Genomic DNA, 19,678 nt, shown 5'->3' with positions numbered 1-19,678 from the left:
GCGGCACACGGTACGGCCCGCAGCCTGAGCGTTGGCTGAGATCCGCCGTACGTCCGTCCGGTTGCCCCGATCGGTGCACGGACGGCAGCGAGCGCGCCATGTCCGACGCGGCACAGTGAGTTGAGTTCGGATCCCGTGAATTCCGATCTTTCACGGATATCGGCCTGCATCCCTCCATGTCACACCCACTGACGAAACAGAGAGTGTCGAGAACGGGGGCGAATGGTGACATTGCTCGAACTGACGCGAACCTGACTCGTCCATCGAGGCCTGACCAGCAAGGGGGTCGGTTAGTTTTCCGGTCCGGTGCACGGGACTTGTCGGGGTCACCCGACACCGCGCCGATCCGCGCCCCATGCCGGAGGAGACACAACCATGACAGTCCCCGCGCCGCGGGCCCGTCGACGTCCGTCCACCCTGGGCCGACTGCTGCCGCTGCTGCTCGTCGGGGTACTCCTGGCACCGGTGGGTCTGCTCGTCACGTCCGCCTGGCAGCAGACCACCGACGACCGGGACCTCGCCGTCCGGGAGCGACTCGGCGTGCAGTACGTCACCGCGCTGGGCTCGGTCACCGACGCCCTCGTGGAGGCCCAGTCCGCCGCGGTCAGCAATCGACCCGTGTCCGGCGACGCGCTGAACCGGGCGGTCGAGGAGGCCGCCGCGGTGGACGCCCGCATCGGCGCCGAACTGCTCAGCCAGGAACGCTGGGCCGGGGTACGCGCCAAGGTGGAAGCACTGCGCGGCCGCGGCCCCGCCGACCCGGAGGCCGCCTACACGGCGTACAGCGAGGTCTCGGACCTGCTGCTGGCACTGCACCGCAAGGTCCGGGAGAGTTCCGGGCTGGTCCGTGATCCCGTCGCTGACTCCTTCTTTCTCCAGGACAGCGCCGGTCAGGAACTGCCCGAGGCGGTGGTGGCTGCCGGCCGGCTCGCCGACCTGGGCATGCTGGTCTCCCGCCGACCGGCCGCCGAGCAACCACGCGGCATGATGGAGCTGACCGGTCTGCGGGTGGCCGCCCTGGCACCCGCCGGTGACCTCGTCGACAACCTGCGCTCCGCCGTGGACGGCTCGGAGAGCACCGATCTCGGTGCCAACGTCCTCACCCCACTGGACACCTACCAACGCTCGGTGGAGGCGCTGGCCGCGTACTCCGCTCCCGCCAACGGCACGAGCGTGGTGGACCCCGGTCATCTGAGCGCCGCCGGACTCAACACGCACCGGGCGGCCCGCCAACTTCAGCCGGTCATCCTCGCCGAACTGGACGCCCTGCTGGTCGAACGCATCGACAGTTTCGACCGGAGCCGCTGGCTGATCGGCACAGCGGGCGTACTCGCGGTGCTGTTGCTGAGCTGGCTCGCCGCGCTGCAGGTCGCCGCCGGTGGCCGGGCGCGGCGTCGGGCGGCCCTGGCGGTGACCCGCACGGAGAGTGCCGACACCCCTGCGCCGGCAGACTCGTGGCAACCGGTGCCCAACGACCCGCGCGGGTCGCAACCGGCCGACGTGGCGCGCGACGCGGAGCCCGCGCGGTGGGGGGCCTTCGATGCTGCTCGGTAGGCTCCGGATCCGCGGCAAGCTCGCGCTGCTCGTGGTGATCCCGCTGCTCAGCATGGTCGGCCTGGCCGTGCCCGTGATGCTCGACCGGGTGGGCGCGGCCCAGCGGGCCAGCGACACCGCCGAGCGGGTACGGCTCGCCAGCCGGGTCGGCAGCCTCGTCCAGGACCTCCAGCAGGAACGCATCCTCTCGGTCGGTTTCCTGCTCGGCCGGGTCGAGCGCGGCGAGGTGGTCCGCAAGTCCGCCGACGTGGACGACCGGGTGGCCGACCTGCGGGCCGGGCGCAGCGGCGCGCTCACCGACCGGGTCGACCACGCCCTGGACGGGGTGTCCAGTCTCATCGAGCTGCGCACGTCCGTGCTGGCCCGGGTCGCGAACCCGGGCCAGGTGATGGATGCGTTCGGCCCGGTCAACAAGGGTTTGATCGACTCGTTGCGTCTGGTGTTCGGGGTGGACACCGACACGTTGCCGGGCCGTCAGGTGCTCGCCCTCGACGGGCTGCTCCGCGCCGACGAGGGGCTGGGCGCCTGCGCCACCCTGAGCCTGCTGGTCAAGGCGATCGGCACCTCGGACACCATCAACGGGTACGTGGCGTGCATCGCCGCGCTCCTGGTCGACAACCAGCGCTTCCGCAGCCTGATCACACCCGAGCAGCTCAAGGTGGCCCAGCTCAACGACGCGGCCGTGGCCGCGCGAACCAGCTCGGACTTCCTGGCCACCAGCGCCCGCGACCCGGCCAGCGCGGTCCGTGACGTGCCGATGGAGGCGCTCTTCCCGGCCGTCCGCACCATGATCCGGCTCGGTCAGTTCGTGGAGAAGAAGCTGGTCGCCGACGTACTCACCGAGGTGACCGCCGAGCAGCGGCGCGCGCTGACGGCCGCGTACCTGGTCGGGGCCACCGCGGCGCTGATCCTGGCGTTGGTGGTGCTGCTCAGCGCGGCGGTCGCGCGGACGGTGGCCCGACCGCTGACCCGACTCACCCGCTCGGCCGACCGGGTCGCCCGGGTCGCCGAGGCGGAGCTGGTCCGGGTCACCGACGACGAGGGGGAGAGCCCCCAGCCGATCCGGTTGGAACCGGTGGACATCCGGGCCAACGACGAGATCGGCGACCTGGCGCGTGCCTTCGACCGGGTGCAGAGCACCGCCGCGCGGCTGGTCGAGCGGCAGGTCGCCGGCCGGCGCAACGTGGCGCAGATGTTCGGCCACGTCGGGCGGCGTACCCAGAACCTGGTGGGCCGGCAGATCGCGCTGATCGACCGGTTGGAGAAGCAGGAGGCCGACCCCGGCCGGTTGGAGCACCTGTACCGGCTCGACCACATCTCCAGCCGGTTGCGACGCAACGCCGGCAGCCTGGTGGTGCTCTCCGGTTCGGCCGGCGCCGACGCCCACACCGCGCCGGTGCCGCTGGCCGACGTGGTCCGGCTGGCGCTCGGCGAGATCGAGGACTACACCCGGGTGGAGGTGCGGGTGCCGGCGGGCATCTCAGCCGCCCCGGCGGTGGTCGGCGACCTCATCCTGGCGCTGGCGGAGTTGATGGAGAACGCCACCGCCTTCTCCCCGCCGCACACCCGGGTGCTGGTGACCGCCGACACGTCCGGCCTCGGCGCGCGGGTCACCGTCGTGGACCACGGCATCGGCATGGGTGAGCAACGGCTGGCCGAGGAGAACGCCCGGCTCACCCGCCGGGAACGACTCGACCTGGCACCGACCGAGGTGCTCGGCCTCTTCGTGGTGGGCCGGTTGGCCCGCCGCCACGGCTGGGAGGTGGGCCTGGCCGCCACCCCCGGCGGTGGAGTGACGGCATACCTGGAGATCCCGTCGACGTCACTTGTGCTGCGCCGTGCCGACCCGGCCGGGAGCACCGTCGCCCGGGCCTCGGTGCCGGAGCGGGACCGGCGTACGGCGGCTGCGTCCGGACGCGCCACACGATCCAGCACGACGGCGGTCGCCGAGCCAACCCGCTTCGACTCGGACCTGCTCAGCCGGGCCACCCGCAGCCTGGAGGCCAGCCCGTCCTGGAACGCGTTCGGCCCCGGGCAGCCGCCGCAGCAGGCCGCACCCGCCGACCCGGAGCCGGAACCGTCGGGCGCACCGAGCAATCCCCGGGTTCGGCAGCGGGTGCCCGGGGCCAGCCTGCACGCCGCCGCCCCACCAACCCGGCCGGTGGACGCCACCAGTGCGGACCCCGCCGCCGCGCGAGCCCTGGTCGAGGCGTTCCAGGCCGGGGTACGCCGGGCCGAACTGAACACCGTCGACCTGCCGAGCACACCGGGCGGCCTCGGCCCTACGGTGGCCGGTGGCGCCGATCCGTCCGACACCACCCCGGGTCGGCCCCGACTGAGCCGACGGGTTCCGGGGGCGAACCTCACGGTCGTCCCGGCCTGTCAGCCACCCAGTACGCACCTCGGTGACCCGGCCGAGGTCCGCAAGCAGATCAGCGAGTTCGAGGAGGGCGTCGCCCGCGCGCTCCGCGAAGTCGGCCCTGACCGCCGGAACGAAGAAGGATCATCACGGTGACCAGTCCCTTCCTGCACGACAACGTCGACCAGAGCCAGTCCGGCGCGAGCGGGGACCTCAGCCCGGAGGCCCGCACGTTCAACTGGTTGCTGGACTCCTTCACCTCCGGCACGGCCGGGGTCCTGGAGGCGATCGCGGTCTCCTCGGACGGCCTCCTGATGGCCATGTCGGCGATCAAGGACCGGTCCAACGCGGAGCGGTTGGCCGCGGTGGTCTCCGGGATGACGAGTCTCGCCGGTGGGGCGGCCAGCTGGTACGCCCTCGGTGGCCTGAACCGGGTGATCGTCGACATGGCCGACGGCTACCTGCTGATCAGCGCGATCAGCAGCGGTTCGGTGCTCGGGGTGGTCGCCGACCGGTCAGCCAACCTGGGCACCGTCGCGTACGAGATGACGCTCTTCGCCGGGCGGGCCGGTGGTGCCCTGACCCCGCGGCTGATCGTCGAGTTGAAGAACGCCGTTCAGCAGTGACCCCCGACGTCGCCGGCGAGGATCCGGACCCGGAACCGAGGACCCGGATCCGCCCGTACCTGCACACGCCTCGCCCGACCGACGCGGGCGAGGTGATGGCGCCGGCGTTGCCCGAGCCAGAGCCGGACGACGGTCGACCGGCCGGCCCCCGTCCGTTCGTGCTCACCTCCGGACGGGTGGCGGGTGCCGACCCGGCGATCGGGCTGGAGACGCAGGTGACCGCCCGGATGGACGGCGGCTGGCCGACCGGCGGATCCGATGCCCTGCTGGCACCGGAATCCCAGGCGATCATCGCGCTCTGCGCCGCACCGATCTCGGTTGCCGAGATCTCGGCCCGCGCCCGGTTGCACCTGGGCGTGACGCGGGTCCTGGTCGGCGACCTACGGGCGGCCGGGCACCTGGACGTGCACGTCAGCGACACCAACGATGCCGCCGACCCCGACCTCATCCTGCGAGTGATTGATGGACTTCGTGCGATCTCCTGAATGGCCGGTCGCCCCGCTCGGCGGGGCCGCCGGAAACAGCGCCGCCGCCCGTTACGCCGTGCCGGGCGCCGGGCCGGCAGTCGGACGCGCCGGCCCACCGCCGCCGCCGTACCAGCCTCCGTCCGGCGCGGGGAGGCCCTCGCCGCCGGTCGGTAAGCCGGCGGCACCGCCGATCCCGGTCAAAATCCTGGTGGCCGGTGGGTTCGGGGTGGGCAAGACCACCACCGTGGGTGCGATCTCCGAGATCGCTCCCCTGACCACCGAGGCCGAGATGACGACCGCCGGGATCGGCGTGGACGATCCGGGTATCCGTTCCACCAAGACCACCACGACGGTGGCGATGGACTTCGGCTGCGTGACCATCGACCGGAGTCTGAAGCTCTACCTGTTCGGCACGCCGGGGCAGGCCCGGTTCGGCTTCATGTGGGACGACCTCGCCCGCGGGGCGCTCGGCGCGCTGGTCGTGGTGGACAGCGCCCGGCTGGACGACTGCTTCCCCGCGATCGACTTCTTCGAACGGGCCGGGCTGCCGTTCGTGGTCGGGGTCAACGCCTTCGACGGGCGGCTGGCCCTGGAACTCGGCGAGATCCGCTGGGCACTGGCCATCGGTGACCACGTGCCCGTTGTGCAGTTCGACGCCCGGGACCGGCTCTCGGTGCGGGACGCCCTGCTTGTCGTCCTGGACCGTGCGCTGGAACGTGCCACCCGGGACAGGCAAGCCTGAGCCGACCGGCTCCGGCCGTGCGGGAAGAGGTGATCTGGTGAGGGGCGACCTGGACGAGACGCTGGCCCGACTGGCCCGGCGCGAGGAGGCGCGGCGCCGGCGGACCAACGACCGTGACGACAGCATGCCGCCGCCGGACCTTCCGGTGCCGGGCACGGACGACGTCCGCGGCGCCGGGCCGGGACGGCACGACCCCCGGCACGCGGGGGCGGACTCCCCGGGCGAGGTCCCCGGGTGGGGTCCGGTCGAGGAGGTGGCCGAGGCGGTCCGTCAGGTCGTCGGCGGCCATCCCGGGCTGGTGGTGACGGTGCAGGTGCAGCACGAGGGTCGGACGTACCCCATGCGGGTCTCCTGGGACGGGCCGGACGTCACGGTCGGGCCGGTGCCGCCGACGACGCCGGTGGAACCCCCGCCGGCGTGGCCGCTGTCCGGCCGGACGGTCCCCGAGTGGGCGCCCGGCCCGGACGGGCTGACCCCGGACCCGGCGGCCCGGTTGGCCGAGCTGATCCGACGGGATCCGTCGTTGTTGGACGAGTTGGATCCGCGGCGCTGACCGGCGGGGCTGGCCTGCGGCGGCTACGGTCGGGCGGTGGCGCAACCCGACCTGACCCTGACGGCGAGCCTACGGCCGGCCGCGCTGGACGCCCGGCGGGGCATCGTGCGGCTGCATCCGGAGGCACTGACCGCGCTGGGGCTGCGGCCCGGCGACCCGGTCCGGCTTGCCGGCCGCCGCGAGACGGCGGGAATCGTGGCGACCGCCGCGCCGGGCGCGAGCAGCTCCCTGCTGTACGCCGACGACCTGACCCTGGGCAACCTGGGTGTGCGCGACGGCGCCCAGGTGCGGGTCAGCCCGGCGCCGCTGGTGCCGGCGGCCCGGGTCGTCCTGGCCGGGCCGGTGGAGGTGGTCGCGGCGGTCAGCCCGGAGATGCTCCGGCTGGCCCTGTTGGGCAAGGTGCTCACCGGCGGCGACGACGTGTCGCTGCTGCCACAGGACGTGCTGCCGGACGCCTCGGTGCGCAGCCTGGTCGAGGCGGCTCGGCGCAGCCTCGCCAACACTGTCGGTTTCGCCTGGACCAGCACCCTGCTCACCGTGCGTACGGTCGAGCCGGCCGCCGGCGCGCTGGTCACCATGGACACGATGATCGGCTGGGAGCACGGCCCCGCCACCCACGGCGGACCCGCCCCGGTCGACGCCGGGTGGGCGCGGCCGCTCCGCACGACCGACGCGGCACCGGAGGTGGACCAGCCGGACGACACACCTGACGTGGACGAGCTTCCCGGGCTGCGTACCCAGGCCGAGGAGCTGACCGAGCTGCTCGACCTCGGCTTCCACCACCGGGAGGTGTTGGGCCGGCTGGGCACCACCATCTCGCTGGGGGTGCTGCTCGTCGGTCCGGCCGGCTCCGGGAAGTCGGCGCTGGTCCGGGCCGTCGCCGCCCGGGTGGGTGCCCGCGTCCACCCGTTGTGGGCACCCGAGGTGGCCGCGTCGACGAACCAGGCCGCCGCCGACCGGTTGCGGGCCGCGGCGACGGCGGCCCGAGCCGGCGGGCCGGCGGTGCTGCTGGTCAGCGATGTCGAGGCGCTCGCACCGGCGGACGAGCCCGGCCCGGTGGCGACGGTGTTCCGCCAGGTGCTCGCGGAGTGCGTGCGGGCCGGCGTCGCGGTCGTCTGCGCCACCGGCCGACCGGAGGCGGTCGACCCCGCGCTGCGCGCACCCGACCTGCTGTCGCTGCGGATCAGCATTCCGCTTCCCGACCAGTCGTTGCGCCGCGAACAGCTCACCGTGCTGACCCGGCAGGTGCCGTTGGCCGACGACGTCCGGCTGGACGAGGTGGCCGCGGGTACCCCCGGGTTCGTCGCGGCGGACCTGGCCGCGCTGGTCCGGGAGGCCGGGGTACGCGCGGCGCTGCGGCAGAAGTCCGCCGAGACGCCGACGGTGTCGATGGCGGACTTCACGGCCGCCCGGGAGGTGGTCCGGCCGACCACGATGGCGGCCTCGACCCTGGAGCTGGCCTCGGTGACCCTCGACGACGTGGGTGGCCTGGACGACGTCAAGCAGACGCTCACCGAGTCGGTGCTGTGGCCGTTGACCTACCCGGACACCTTCGCCCGGCTCGGGGTGCAGCCGCCCCGCGGTGTGCTGCTCTACGGGCCACCGGGCTGCGGTAAGACCTACCTGGTCACCGCGCTCGCCGGTTCGGGGCGGGCCAATGTGTTGTCGGTGAAGGGCGCGGAACTGCTCTCCAAGTGGGTCGGCGAGAGCGAGCGCGCGGTCCGCGAGCTGTTCCGCCGGGCTCGGGAGGCGGCCCCCACCCTGATCTTCCTCGACGAGGTGGACGCCCTGGCGCCGGTACGCGGCCAGGCCACCGACGGGGGCACCACGGACCGGGTGGTCGCCGCGCTGCTCACCGAACTGGACGGGGTGGAGACGCTGCGCAACGTGGTGGTGGTCGGCGCGACCAACCGGCCCGAGCTGATCGACCCGGCGTTGCTGCGGCCGGGCCGGTTGGAGCGGCTGGTCTACGTGCCACCGCCGGACGGGCCGGCCCGCGCGGAGATCCTGCGAGCCGCGTCCCGGCAGGTGCCGCTGGCGCCGGACGTCGACCTCGCCGCCCTCGGCGACGAGCTGACCGGCTTCTCCGCGGCGGACTGCGCGGCGCTGGTCCGGGAGGCGGCGCTGGCCGCGATGCGGGAGTCTCTCACCGCCGCCACGGTCACCGCCGGGCACGTCTCGGCGGCACGGGGACGGGTGCGCCCCTCGCTGGATCCGGCCCAGGTCGCCGCGCTGGCCGCGTACGGCACCCGACGGAACTGAGCACCGCGGCCAACCTTTTGGTGCCTCCGAAGTGTTGTTAGAGCATCACATTCCTCTGTGGAGTTCTCCACCTGGACGTCAGGCGGTGTTCCTTGCGCAAGCTGCTGTCCCTTCTCCTCGTTCCCCTGGTCGCGGCGGCCACCCTGGCCACGGTCGGTGCGCCGGCTACCGCCCACCCGACGAAGCCGTTCCCGGCCCGGATCGCCCTGCCCGACGGCTTCACCCCGGAAGGGTTGACCATCGGTCGGGGCACGACGGTGTACGTCGGGTCCGTGCTGGACGGCGCGGTGTGGCGGGGTGACCTCCGCACCGGACGCGGCTCGGGGCTGATCCCGGGCACACCCGGCGCCGCCAAGGCAGGGATCAAGATCGACTCGCGGGGCCGGCTCTGGACCGCCGACTTCACCGGCGGTGGCGCCAGCGTGTACGACCCGGGCAGCGGCGCCAGGCTGGCCCACTACCCATTCACCACCGACCCCAACACCCTGGTCAACGACCTGGTGATCACCGACCGGGCGGTCTACTTCACCGACTCCACCCGACCGGTGCTGTACGTGGTGCCGTTGGGTCCGGGTGGCCGCCTGCCCGCCCCCGCCGCCGTCCGGGTGCTGCCGCTCACCGGTCCGGGCGCGACACCCGACGCGTTCAACAACGGGATCGTGGCGCTTCCAGGCGGTGACCTGCTTGTCGCGCAGATGCTGACCGGCCAACTCGTCCGCGTCGACCCACGCACCGGCGGCAGTCGCGTCTTCAACCTCGGCGGCTACTCGGTGGACCGGGCCGACGGGCTGGTGCTGCGCGGACGCACCCTCTACGTGATCCGGAACCTGAGCAACGTCATCGCGGTGGTCCGGCTGAACGCCGGCTACACCGCCGGGACCGTGCAGCGGGAGATCACGAGTCCGCAGCTACGTTCACCGGCCACCGGTGACCTGCTCGGCTCGGCGCTGTACGTGGTGAACGGGCGGTTCGACGTGGAGTCGACGCCGACCACCGACTACGACATCGTCCGGGTGCCGGCCTGATCCAGGCGGTCGGCGGTGGCCCTGCGGCCGCCGCCGACCGGCCGGGGCGGGCTCAGAGGGCCGGCGGGGTCGAGTCCAGGCAGATCTCGGCACGCACCTTGCCGTCTTCCTCGTACAGCTTGGCGCCGGACCGGTGCAGCACGGCGACCGCACCGAAGTTGTCCGGGGTCGTCTCGGCGACCACCACCCGCATGCCCGCCCGAGCGGCGGCGTTCAGCAACTCCCGCAGGGCGGCCGCGCCGATCCCCTGCCCGCGCGCCGAGCGACCGAGCCACATGCCGGCCTCCACCGTGCCGGGCTCGTCACAGCGAGTCATCCGAACCATACCCAGCACCTCGCCGCCGACGAGGATCGCGTACATCTGCGAGCGGGTGGGGCCGTCCAGCCCGCCGAAGCTGGCCCGATGGAACTCCCGGAACGCCTCGCGACGGGCGAGCGACCAGCCGGCGGGGGCCTCGACCGGAGGCATCACATCGCTGGGCTCTGCCTCGGCAGCCGCTACGGAGAGCAACGGCTCCAGGTTCTGTTCGTTCACCGGCTCCAGCCGGACCGCACCCGCCACGTGCCGCAGTCTGCCGCGCTCATCGGCCGAAGTCCACCCCATTGGCCATCCACTGGCGGTCCGGACAGCGGTACCGGCCGGTCGGGCGGGCGGGGTGTTCCACATCACTCTCTGTTGTCACCCGACCGGGTGTAGCGGGCTCAAACCGTCGGCGCGAACTCGCAGAACACCACCGACGCGTCATCGGTGGGCTTGTGCCGGCGCAACCGGTCCGGGTGGTCGCGCTCGGCCGCCCGGACCCGGTCGAGCAACGCGCCCGGCCCGTCGGCGCCCAACAGATCCAGCAGTCCGGCCCAGTCGGTGAGTTCGAACTGCTCCACCGCACTGGATGCGCCGTCACTGAGCAGGGCCGCCCGGCGGATCGCCGTCGGACCTCGCCGAGGCATCGACCCGGTCACCGCGTGGAAGGCCGCGTCCGGGTCGGCGGCCGCCACCCAGTAGCCATGGGTACGGTTCATCCGCTCCCGCTGCACGCTCACGGCGTGCCGGAACCGGGTGACCGGATCCGCCGCGCCGCCGGGCAGGACGGCCACCGTCTCCCGCAGCTCGGCCATCGCCGCGGCAAGCCGGTTGTCGGTGACCACGCTGACCTGACCGCCGGCGTCGAGGACCAGAGGGCTGTCGCAGAGCACCAGGTAGTCCACCTGGTCGCCGCAGTCCCGCAGCAGGCACACGGTGCTGGACGGGGTGCCGGGATGGTCGAGGTCGCACTGCCCACCGTGGTCGGCACGCACGGCGAGGATGGCCGCCGCCAGGTTGCTGGTCAGCCGTGCCGCCGGGCGTGCCGCTTCGGCGACGCCGAGGCGGGCGGCCAGGTGCCGGACGTACCACTCCGGCCCGTGCACGCAGCCGGTGTCGAAGCCCTCCGGCACGGTCGCGCCGTCCAGGACGCCGACCAGCGGACCGATCTGGAAGACCAGATCCTCGTTGACCGGCCGGCCCGGGGCCGGTGCGGACGCGGAGCGTACCCGCATCACCGGCACCGGCCCCGGCGCACCGGTCGGGTCAGCGCTGTCGAAGGTCGTCGACGGCCGCATGCGTCTCCCCCTGCACCTGACCGACGGCCGAACGGCCCTGGTCGCCAACCGCGGACATCCCTTGCTGGGCGCTGGACCGCACCGACTGTGCCGCCTGCTGCACGGGCTCACGCATGTTGTCCTGCATCTGCTGGCCCACCTGGCTCGCCTGCTCACGCAGCTGACCGGAGTGCTCACTCACCATGTCGCGGGCTCGTCCGGCGAGTTGACGCTCGCGTCCGCTCGGCGGCATCAGCGAGGCAGCCAGCAGACCGACACCGAAGGCGACCAGGCCAGCGGCCAAGGGGTTGCCCTGCGCCTGCTCGCGGGACTGCTGCCCGAGCGAACGGGTCTCGTCGCGGACCGAGCCAGCCGCCTGCGACATCCGCTGGCCGGTCTCCTGCCCCAGGTGACTCGAGCTGCCCATCATCTTCTCCTTCGCTCGGGTGAACGCGTCCCGGGCCTGCCCGGCACGGTCACCCGCGATCCGACGCGGGCTGACCTTGTCGGTCAGCGCGTCGACGTCATTGCTCAACTCGGTGCGGGTGGTCTCGATCTCCCGCCGGATCTGATCCGGATCACTGGACATGATCTATTCCCTCCCGATTCCGTCACCGACCCCGCAGGGCGTCCGGCAACTCCCGGGCCGTCTGCTTTGTCCGGGGCAGCACCGCGCGTGCCCGCTTCAGCTGGGTCCGGGCGTTGATGAAGAGACCACCGGCCACGGCGGCCCAGAGCACGGCCACGATCAACGCCGCCCACCCCTGGTCCATCGTGTTCGACAGCCCCCACCAGAGGGCGTACGACACGAAGAGCACCGCCAGGAACCCGGCCAGCCCGGCCCCGCCGAACATGCCGCCAGCCTTGCCGGCCTGGCTGACCTCCTCGCGGAGCTCGGCCTTGGCCAGCTCGACCTCCTTGCGCACCAGGGTGGACATGTCCCGGGTCACGTCGCCCAGCAGCTCGCCGACCGAGGCCTGGGTCCGTTCCTTCTCCGGGGCGCTCACGGGGCCACCCCACCGGGCAGGTCCCGCACTGGTTCACTGGCGGGCGAGACGTTCTGCGCCCGTGCCGTACCCACGTACGGCTGACCAGGCTCCGCTGGCGTGCCCTGCGGCTGGGACGGCCCGCCGGGTGCGCTCCCACCTCCACCGTCGCCGGACGCCGGCGCCTTCAGGCCTCGGCTGAGCCGCCCGACCAGCAGCCCGGCCACCGCCGCGCCCGCGAGGAACGTCCCGGGGTGGCGGCGCGCGTACGTGCGTACCTCGTCAAGCACCTCACCAGGCTCGCGTTCGTCGAGCCACCCGGCGGCTTGCTGGGCGGCGTCGGCCGCCTTGCGTACCACCTGACCGGCCAGCCCGGAGTCGCCGTCCCGCTCGGCCATCGAACCGAGGTTCTGACCCAGGTCGCGAAGTCCCTCGGCAGCCCGCCGCTGCTGGGTCTGCGCCTGGTCACGAAGCTGCCCACCGGCCTCGCCGGTCAACTGCCGAGCCTGTCTGCGCGCCTCTGCGGCCACCTGCCCGCCCTGCTCGGCGGCGGCCTGGGCGACCTGACCGCCGGCCTGGGTGGCCTGCTGGCCGACCCGGGAGGCTTCCTGTCGGGCCTGCTGCCCGCGCCCGCCCTGGTTCGTTGCCGTCATGCTCCGCTCCCCTCCTGGGTACCTGGTCGCGTGGCGACCTCGGAACACCACCCGCCTACCCACCTGACCAGCGGGCATACCGGCGCGCGGGCTGCGGTGGCGGAATGCCGATCTTGCGGTTCCTGCCCTGACAAAGGGTGCAGAGGACGCGAAGCGTCAGCACAAAGTGCACAATCGCGCGGGTCAGCGGCGGCGATTGCGGGCGCGCGACGAGCGCAACCGGCGGAGCCGGGCGATCAGCACGGGATCCGCGGCCAACGCGGCCGGGTTGTCGAGCAGCCCGTTGAGCAACTGGTAGTAGCGGGTCGAGGAGAGCCCGAAGGTGTCCCGGACGGCCTGCTCCTTGGCGCCGGCGTGCCGCCACCACTGCTGCTCGAAGGCGAGGATGGCCTGTTCCCGCTCGGTCAGCCCGACTGCTGTCGGCGCGCTGGGCGCGACGGCGACCCCGTCGTCCGGCTCGGGATCGTCGGTGCTCTCGATGGGCGGCACCGGCCGCGGAGTCGGCACCGCAGGCGCGACAGCACCCACGACGTCACCCCGACGAGCGTCAGTGGACGGCTCGGGGGCGGCCGGGGTGGCGTCGGCGGACATGGCCCTCAGCCTAGTGCGGTGACGACCTGGGTCGCACCAGCCGGCGCGGCCAGCCCCGCGCCGCCGGGAACCCCGACGGCCGGGCCGACCGCGCCGCGTCAGAACGATCCGGTCAGGAGATGTCGCGGCGACGCATCGTCCAGAGCGCCGCTCCGAGGATCACCACCACCGCGACCGAGAGCAGCACCGAGGACTGCTGCCAGGTGATGTCCATGCTCGCCGGTTCACACGACCCGTTGAAGGTCGCCTCGCAGGAGTCCCAGTCCTGCAGTTTGACCGTCTTGAGCATCCAGGCCAGCAGGTACGTGGGCAGCAGGTACGCCTCGGGCCAGCGCACGTTCGCCAACCCCAGCAGGATGCCCAGACCGAACTGGCCGACCACCATCACGGCCACCACGCCACCCAGGGCCATCGCGGTGTGCCGACCCAGCGACGCCAGGGCGAAGCCGATGGTGGTGACCACCAACACCAGGACCACACCCCGCACTCCGGTCAGCACGAACGACTGCCAGGCACCGGAGGTCATCTTCTCGGTGCTGCCGCGGAACGTGGCGACCCCCCAGAACCCGGCAAACCAGAGCACCGCGGCGGGCAGCGCCACCGCCAGCATGCCGGTGAGCAGCGCGGCCAGCTTGGTGAGCAGCACGGTGAGTCGCTTCGGACGCCAGAGCAGCAGGTTCATCATGCCGCCGTTGCTCCACTCGGCACCGACGAAGGACGCGCCGACCACGAATCCGACCAGGGCGAGGATCGCCGCGAACGGGATCAGGGTCTCGTCGAACGTCTTCCGGAAGTCGAACGTCGAGGGCAGGAACCACTGCGCCTGGATCTCCTCGCGGGGCGGCGGCGAGATCTGCGAGCAGTCGTCGGGGTAGCGGTCGTCGTTCGACGTACCGGCCGCCTTGGCCCGCTCGCAGTCGACCCGCGCCTGCTCGCTCCAGCGCACCTGGTCCTGGTACTGCTGCTCGGCCTGCCGCTCGGCCTTGGCGAGCTGACCAGCGTCGATCTTCTGGTTGGTGAGGAACACCCCGACGACCACCGCGGCCAGCACCAGCAGGCCGAGCAACGTCATGTACCTGGTGAAGCGCCGCTTGGCGAGTCGACGCAGCTCCGTACGAAAGAGGCTCACGCGCCCCACCCTCCCCCGGCGGCGCCGGGCTGACCCGCGCCGCCGACCTTCATGGACTCGTCGACCTGCCGGTGCTGACCGGGGACCGGTGCGGTGGACGTCAGTTCGAGGAAGACGCTCTCCAGATCGACCGCGATCGGCGCCAACTCGCTGACGTAGAGGTTGCGCTCGGCGAGCAGGCGGGTCACCGAGGCCGGCTTGTCGACGCCTGTCAACATCAGGTGGTCGTGCTGACCGGTGACCCCGATGCCGGCCGCGGTGAGCGCCTCGGTGGCCGCCGGCAGGTCGCTCACCGCTTCCAGCCGGACCCGGACCGCACCGGACGAGTGCTGCGCGAGGACCTCGTCGACCGGGCCGAACGCGACCCGCCGGCCCAGCGAGATGATGGTGACCGAGTCGCAGATCAACTGGATCTCACCGAGGATGTGACTGGACAGCAGCACTGTCATCCCGGATTCGGCGAGACCGCGCATCAGCGTGCGCATTTCGCGAATGCCGCCCGGGTCGAGGCCGTTGGCCGGCTCGTCGAGGATGAGCAGCGTCGGGTTCTTCAACAGGGCCGAGGCCACAGCGAGCCGCTGCTTCATGCCCAACGAGTACGTCTTGACCCGCTCGTCGGCCCGGTCGCGCAGCCCGACGAGTTCCAGCACCTCGTCGACCCGGACGGCCGGCACCTCGCCCGCCCCGGCCAGCAGGGACAGCGTGTCCCGTGCCGTGAAGTGCGGGAAGAACTGCGGGCTCTCCACGATCGCGCCGACCTGGCGGACGACCGTGGGCAGCGCGTCGGGGACCTCGTGCCCGAGCAGCGACATCCGGCCGCCGTCGGGTCGGATCAGGCCGAGCAGGGTACGCAGCGTGGTCGTCTTGCCGGACCCGTTGGGGCCCAGGAAGCCGTGCACCTGCCCTGCGTCGACCCGCATGTCGAAGCCGTCGAGCGCGTTGCGGGAACCGCGTCGACGACTCTTGTACGTCTTACGTAGACCTTCGATCTCCAGGACAGCCGGCAAGCTGCACCTCCCCGATGGGTGGGCGTGACAGCCGACACCATACGCGGTATGCAGACGCGTGCAATACGGGGTATGCATCGACGCGCCGAACGGGTTATGTCATCGACGGAGCGTGACCACTCAGGCGCAGATGACCTGTACGCCGACGGCGCGGAACGCCTCCACCACCTCCGGGGCGGCACCGGAGTCGGTCACCAGCGTCTCGACCCGCTCGACCGGACAGATCCGGGCGAAGGCGTGACCGCCCAGCTTGGACGAGTCCGCGATGATCACCACGCGTTTGGCCCGGGCCACCATCAGGTTGTTCATCGCGGCCTCCCCCTCGTGGTGGGCGGCCGCACCGAGCTGCGGGTCGATGGCGTCCACACCGAGCAGGGCGACGTCCAGAGTGACCTCACGCAGCAGCGCCCCGCCCAGCGGGCCGACGAGCTCGAACGACTTCGGGCGCACCACCCCGCCGGCCACCACGACCTTCATCCGCGACCGGACCAGCAGCTCGTTGGCGATGTTCAGCGCGTTGGTCACCACGGTGAGCTGGGCGCCCTCGGCGCTGGTGTTCAGGTCCGGACGCACGGCGAGCGCCCTCGCCACCTCGGTGCTGGTGGTGCCGCCGTTCAGACCGACCACGGTGCCCGGCGTGACGAGCGCGGCGGCGGCAGCGCCGATCCGCTGCTTCTCCGCCGAGTGCTTGGCCGTCTTGTAGCGCAGCGGCAGGTCGTACGACACGCCGTTGGCTACCGCGCCGCCCCGGGTCCTGGTGATCATCTGCTGCTGGGCGAGCTGGTCGAAGTCACGCCGGATGGTGGCCTGGGAGACGTCCAGCCGCTCGGCTGCCGCCTCGACGCTGACCCGGCCGTTGTCGGTCAGCATCTCGAGCAGGGCGTTCCATCTGGCGTACCGGTCCACCGCGGGGGTCCTCCCAGTGACAGCACGGACGGTGATTGATTGCGTGCACACTAGTGCGCGAAACTAGGCTGACGCAAAAGGCTGATCTGCGCGATCGGTCGGTCAGTTGCCACGACCACCGCCGTTCGCGCAGAATGACGCGCGAAATGCGTGCCTAACGAGCCGTATTGCGCACCGGCGAGGAGTACCCATGGCGTACGTGGACGCGGAGATCGCGAGCCAGCCCGACTGCTGGCGGGAGGCGGCCGCACTGGCCGGCGTCGTCCACGGTGACCTGCCCCGCCCCGGTGAGCGGGTGGCCGTCGTCGGTTGCGGCACGTCGTGGTTCATGGCGATGGCGTACGCGGGCCGCCGCGAGCAGGCCGGCCAGGGCGAGACCGACGCGTTCCAGGCGTCCGAGTTCCCCGCCGGGCGCCGCTACGACCGGTTGATCGCGATCACCCGCTCCGGCACCACCACGGAGGTGCTGGAGCTTCTCGCCGCGCTGCGCGGGCAGACCCCGACCACGGTCATCGTCGGCGACCCGGCGTCACCGGCGGTCGAGCTGGCCACCGCCGCGGTGACCATGCCCTTCGCCGACGAGCGGTCGGTGGTGCAGACCCGCTTCGCGACCACCGCACTCGCCCTGCTCCGGGCTCACCTCGGCGACCCGGTGACCGCGCTCGCCGCCGACGCCGAAGTGGCGGTGCGATCCCCACTGCCGATCGACCCGGCCACCATCGGGCAGGTCACCTTCCTCGGTCGGGGGTGGACGATCGGGCTGGCCCAGGAGGCAGCACTGAAGTGCCGTGAGGCGGCCACCTTCTGGGCCGAGGCGTACCCGGCGATGGACTACCGGCACGGCCCCATCTCGGTCGGCGCGCCCGGCAGACTGGTCTGGGCGTTCGGCGAGCTACCCGACGGACTACCCGAGGACGTGGCCGCCACCGGGGCGGCCTTCGTGCACAGCCGTACGCACGGTTGGCGCACGGTGCTGGGCAGTTGGTCCGCCGGTCGTACCCCGGTCGACCCGATGGCCGACCTGATCCTGGCGCAACGCTTCGCGGTCGCGCTGGCGACCAGCCGAGGGCTCGACCCGGACGCGCCCCGACACCTGTCCCGGTCGGTGGTGCTGGCGTGACCAGCGGCGACGCCGGGGCCACCGGCCAGGTCGTCGTCGCGCTGGATGTGGGCGGCACCGGCATGAAGTGCGCCCTGGTCCGACCGGACGGCGTCGCGGTACGCACCGAGCGGCACCCCACCCAGGCCGCGCGCGGCCCGGCGGCCGTGGTCGACACGATCCTGGACGTGGCTGCCGGGCTGGCCGACAAGGCCCGCGCCGACGGGCTCACGCCGATCGCGGTCGGCATCGCCGTACCCGGGGTGGTGGACGAGGCGCGCGGCGTGGCGGTCTGGTCGGCCAACGTGGGCTTCCGGGACGTACCCCTGCGGGAGCTGGCGGTGACCCGGCTCGGTCTGCCCACGGCACTCGGCCACGACGTGCGCGTCGGTGGCCTCGCCGAAGCACGGCTCGGTGCCGGGCGCGGCACCGGGCACGTGCTGTTCGTGGCGATCGGCACCGGCATCGCCGCCGCCCACGTGGTCGACGGCTCGGCGTCCGTCGGCGCGCACGGCGCGGCCGGGGAGATCGGCCACATCCTGGTCCGGCCCGACGGCCCGCGCTGCGGCTGCGGTCGGCCCGGCTGCCTGGAAACGATCGCCTCGGCCGCCGCCATCGGCCGCCGCTACGCCGAACTGGGCGGTGCGCCCGGGACGGCGGCCGATGTCGCCGAACGGGCCGCAGCCGGGGAACAGCTCGCCGGCCAGGTCTGGCAGGAGGCGGTCGAGGCGCTCGCCGACGGTCTCGCCACCGGGCAGGCGCTGTTCGACGTGGCGACGATCGTGCTCGGCGGCGGCCTGGCCCAGGCCGGAGACCGACTGCTTGTCCCACTTCGGGTGGCACTGCACGAGCGGATGACCTTCCACCGGGAGCCGCGGCTGGTCGCGGCAGCCCTCGGCGACGAGGCCGGCTGCCTCGGCGCCGCCCTGCTCGCCCTGGACGCGGTACGCGTCCGTGACCAGGACGCGGTACGCGTCCGTGACAATCAGGAGGAGCGATGACCGTGCGGGTGGACGGCCGAGTGGTGACCCCGACCGGTGTCATCCGACAGGGCTGCGTCGAATGGGACGGCGATCGGATCACCGCGGTCGCCGAATATCCGTCGGTCCGTGACGGCAACTGGATCCTGCCCGGCTTCGTCGACATGCACACCCACGGCGGCGGTGGGCACACCTTCACCACCGGGGACGCCGACGAGGCCCGAGCGGCGGCCGGGTTCCACCTCGCACACGGCACGACCACCCTGTTGGCCAGCCTGGTCAGCGCGCCCTTCCCGCTGATGCGCACGGCCACCGAGGCGTTCGCCCCGCTGGTCGACGAGGGTGTGCTGGCCGGAGTCCACTTCGAAGGCCCCTACCTCTCCGCGGCCCGTTGTGGGGCGCAGAACCCGGAGTACCTCCGCGACCCGTCGACCGACGAGTTGACCGAGCTGATCGAGCTGGGCCGGGGCGCTGTCCGGATGGTCACCCTCGCCCCGGAACGCGACGGCGCGCTGGAGGCAATCAAGCTGCTCACCGCACAGAAGGTGGTGGCGGCGGTAGGGCACACCGACGCGACGTACGAGCAGACCCGCGCCGCGGTCGCCGCCGGCGCGAGTGTCGGCACCCATCTGTTCAACGGGATGCGCCCGGTGCACCACCGCGAGCCGGGGCCGGCGGTGGCCCTGCTCGACGCGCCCACCGTCATCTGCGAGATGGTCGCCGACGGGGTGCACCTGCACGACGGCATGCTGACCTTCGTCGCCGCGACCGCGGGTCCGGACCGTGCGGCACTGATCACCGACGCGATGGCCGCCGCCGGGATGCCCGACGGCGAGTACGAGTTGGGCGGCCAGGCCGTCACCGTGACCGACGGGGTGGCCCGACTCGCCCGCGACGGTGCCATCGCCGGCAGCACGCTGACCATGGACGCCGCGCTGCGGCACGCGGTGAATGCCGGAATCCCGATCGCCGACGCGACGCGGATGGTGGCCACCACCCCGGCACGCGCCATCGGCCTGGGCAACCGGGTGGGCTCCATCCAGGTTGGCCTCCGCGCCGACCTGGTGGTGCTGGACGCCGACCTCAACGTGGTCCGGGTCCTGCGCGGCGGCACCTGGGTGGAGTGAAGCGTCCGGGCCGGCGTCCCGGCCAGGGGGAGGG

General features: G+C 72.7%; 20 protein-coding genes. 11 read left to right on the top strand and 9 right to left on the bottom strand.

From position 1 onward, the window contains the following. Positions 1-375 precede the first annotated feature (375 nt). The 8 genes from ACFYPM_RS06420 (at position 376) to ACFYPM_RS06385 (ending at position 9,588) form a co-directional block, all read left to right on the top strand. Positions 376-1,554 carry a hypothetical protein gene (locus tag ACFYPM_RS06420; protein WP_387191884.1) on the top strand — a complete coding sequence of 393 codons (1,179 nt, stop codon included), beginning with the start codon at positions 376-378 and terminating at the stop codon, positions 1,552-1,554. Continuing rightward, positions 1,541-4,069, top strand: a complete 2,529-nt coding sequence (locus ACFYPM_RS06415; RefSeq protein ID WP_387191882.1) for a nitrate- and nitrite sensing domain-containing protein — start codon at positions 1,541-1,543, stop codon at positions 4,067-4,069. The genes ACFYPM_RS06420 and ACFYPM_RS06415 overlap by 14 nt, the downstream gene beginning before the upstream one ends. Further along, complete coding sequence (locus ACFYPM_RS06410) at positions 4,066-4,539, top strand: roadblock/LC7 domain-containing protein (RefSeq protein WP_355027544.1); 474 nt, start codon at positions 4,066-4,068, stop codon at positions 4,537-4,539. The genes ACFYPM_RS06415 and ACFYPM_RS06410 overlap by 4 nt, the downstream gene beginning before the upstream one ends. Continuing rightward, the gene (locus ACFYPM_RS06405; RefSeq protein WP_387191880.1) at positions 4,536-5,024 is read left to right on the top strand and encodes a DUF742 domain-containing protein; all 489 of its coding nucleotides are present in this window, start codon (positions 4,536-4,538) and stop codon (positions 5,022-5,024) included. The genes ACFYPM_RS06410 and ACFYPM_RS06405 overlap by 4 nt, the downstream gene beginning before the upstream one ends. After that, positions 5,002-5,748 carry an ATP/GTP-binding protein gene (locus ACFYPM_RS06400; RefSeq protein ID WP_387191878.1) on the top strand — a complete coding sequence of 249 codons (747 nt, stop codon included), beginning with the start codon at positions 5,002-5,004 and terminating at the stop codon, positions 5,746-5,748. Before ACFYPM_RS06405 ends, ACFYPM_RS06400 begins: the two co-directional genes overlap by 23 nt. Positions 5,749-5,785: 37 nt before the next feature. Continuing rightward, positions 5,786-6,301 (top strand): hypothetical protein, encoded by a 516-nt coding sequence (locus ACFYPM_RS06395; RefSeq protein WP_387191876.1) that lies wholly within the window; start codon positions 5,786-5,788, stop codon positions 6,299-6,301. A gap of 36 nt (positions 6,302-6,337) precedes the next feature. Further along, on the top strand, positions 6,338-8,563 hold the full coding sequence (locus ACFYPM_RS06390) for an AAA family ATPase (protein WP_387191874.1): 2,226 nt from the start codon (positions 6,338-6,340) through the stop codon (positions 8,561-8,563). 92 nt (positions 8,564-8,655) lie between these two features. After that, positions 8,656-9,588: an SMP-30/gluconolactonase/LRE family protein gene (locus tag ACFYPM_RS06385; protein ID WP_387191872.1), complete on the top strand. Its 933-nt coding sequence runs from the start codon at positions 8,656-8,658 to the stop codon at positions 9,586-9,588. A 52-nt stretch (positions 9,589-9,640) separates the two neighbouring features. On the opposite strand, the gene ACFYPM_RS06380 is transcribed toward ACFYPM_RS06385, so the two are convergent. The 9 genes from ACFYPM_RS06380 to ACFYPM_RS06340 all read right to left on the bottom strand — a co-directional run bounded on the left by ACFYPM_RS06380 (position 9,641) and on the right by ACFYPM_RS06340 (position 16,438). Then, on the bottom strand, positions 9,641-10,150 hold the full coding sequence (locus tag ACFYPM_RS06380; RefSeq protein WP_387191870.1) for a GNAT family N-acetyltransferase: 510 nt from the start codon (positions 10,148-10,150) through the stop codon (positions 9,641-9,643). 140 nt (positions 10,151-10,290) lie between these two features. Further along, on the bottom strand, positions 10,291-11,187 hold the full coding sequence (locus ACFYPM_RS06375; protein WP_387191868.1) for a hypothetical protein: 897 nt from the start codon (positions 11,185-11,187) through the stop codon (positions 10,291-10,293). After that, positions 11,156-11,755: a DUF3618 domain-containing protein gene (locus ACFYPM_RS06370; protein ID WP_387191866.1), complete on the bottom strand. Its 600-nt coding sequence runs from the start codon at positions 11,753-11,755 to the stop codon at positions 11,156-11,158. The genes ACFYPM_RS06375 and ACFYPM_RS06370 overlap by 32 nt, the downstream gene beginning before the upstream one ends. Positions 11,756-11,777: 22 nt before the next feature. Continuing rightward, positions 11,778-12,173, bottom strand: a complete 396-nt coding sequence (locus ACFYPM_RS06365) for a phage holin family protein (RefSeq protein ID WP_088950443.1) — start codon at positions 12,171-12,173, stop codon at positions 11,778-11,780. Continuing rightward, positions 12,170-12,805: a hypothetical protein gene (locus tag ACFYPM_RS06360; RefSeq protein WP_387191864.1), complete on the bottom strand. Its 636-nt coding sequence runs from the start codon at positions 12,803-12,805 to the stop codon at positions 12,170-12,172. The genes ACFYPM_RS06365 and ACFYPM_RS06360 overlap by 4 nt, the downstream gene beginning before the upstream one ends. 183 nt (positions 12,806-12,988) lie before the next feature. Beyond that, positions 12,989-13,396, bottom strand: coding sequence for a DUF3263 domain-containing protein (locus ACFYPM_RS06355; RefSeq protein ID WP_387191862.1), 408 nt, complete (start codon positions 13,394-13,396; stop codon positions 12,989-12,991). A 112-nt stretch (positions 13,397-13,508) separates the two neighbouring features. Continuing rightward, complete coding sequence (locus tag ACFYPM_RS06350) at positions 13,509-14,525, bottom strand: ABC transporter permease subunit (protein ID WP_387191860.1); 1,017 nt, start codon at positions 14,523-14,525, stop codon at positions 13,509-13,511. Beyond that, positions 14,522-15,532: an ATP-binding cassette domain-containing protein gene (locus ACFYPM_RS06345; RefSeq protein WP_387191858.1), complete on the bottom strand. Its 1,011-nt coding sequence runs from the start codon at positions 15,530-15,532 to the stop codon at positions 14,522-14,524. The genes ACFYPM_RS06350 and ACFYPM_RS06345 overlap by 4 nt, the downstream gene beginning before the upstream one ends. 120 nt (positions 15,533-15,652) lie before the next feature. Further along, positions 15,653-16,438 carry a DeoR/GlpR family DNA-binding transcription regulator gene (locus ACFYPM_RS06340; RefSeq protein WP_357252614.1) on the bottom strand — a complete coding sequence of 262 codons (786 nt, stop codon included), beginning with the start codon at positions 16,436-16,438 and terminating at the stop codon, positions 15,653-15,655. Between the two features lie 190 nt (positions 16,439-16,628). Between ACFYPM_RS06340 and ACFYPM_RS06335 the strand changes: the two genes are divergently transcribed. Genes ACFYPM_RS06335 through nagA form a run of 3 tightly spaced genes read left to right on the top strand, consistent with a single transcriptional unit; the run spans position 16,629 to position 19,644 of the window. Next, a complete protein-coding gene (locus ACFYPM_RS06335) occupies positions 16,629-17,558 on the top strand; it encodes an SIS domain-containing protein (RefSeq protein WP_387191855.1) in 930 nt (309 codons plus the stop codon). Further along, a complete protein-coding gene (locus ACFYPM_RS06330; RefSeq protein ID WP_387191853.1) occupies positions 17,555-18,538 on the top strand; it encodes an ROK family protein in 984 nt (327 codons plus the stop codon). Before ACFYPM_RS06335 ends, ACFYPM_RS06330 begins: the two co-directional genes overlap by 4 nt. Continuing rightward, positions 18,535-19,644: an N-acetylglucosamine-6-phosphate deacetylase gene (nagA, locus tag ACFYPM_RS06325; RefSeq protein ID WP_387191851.1), complete on the top strand. Its 1,110-nt coding sequence runs from the start codon at positions 18,535-18,537 to the stop codon at positions 19,642-19,644. Before ACFYPM_RS06330 ends, nagA begins: the two co-directional genes overlap by 4 nt. Positions 19,645-19,678: the final 34 nt, after the last annotated feature.

Origin of the sequence: Micromonospora sp. NPDC005203 (assembly GCF_042872705.1) — a bacterium.
Lineage (GTDB): Bacteria > Actinomycetota > Actinomycetes > Mycobacteriales > Micromonosporaceae > Micromonospora.
This window is presented reverse-complemented; position numbering and strand designations above follow the sequence as displayed.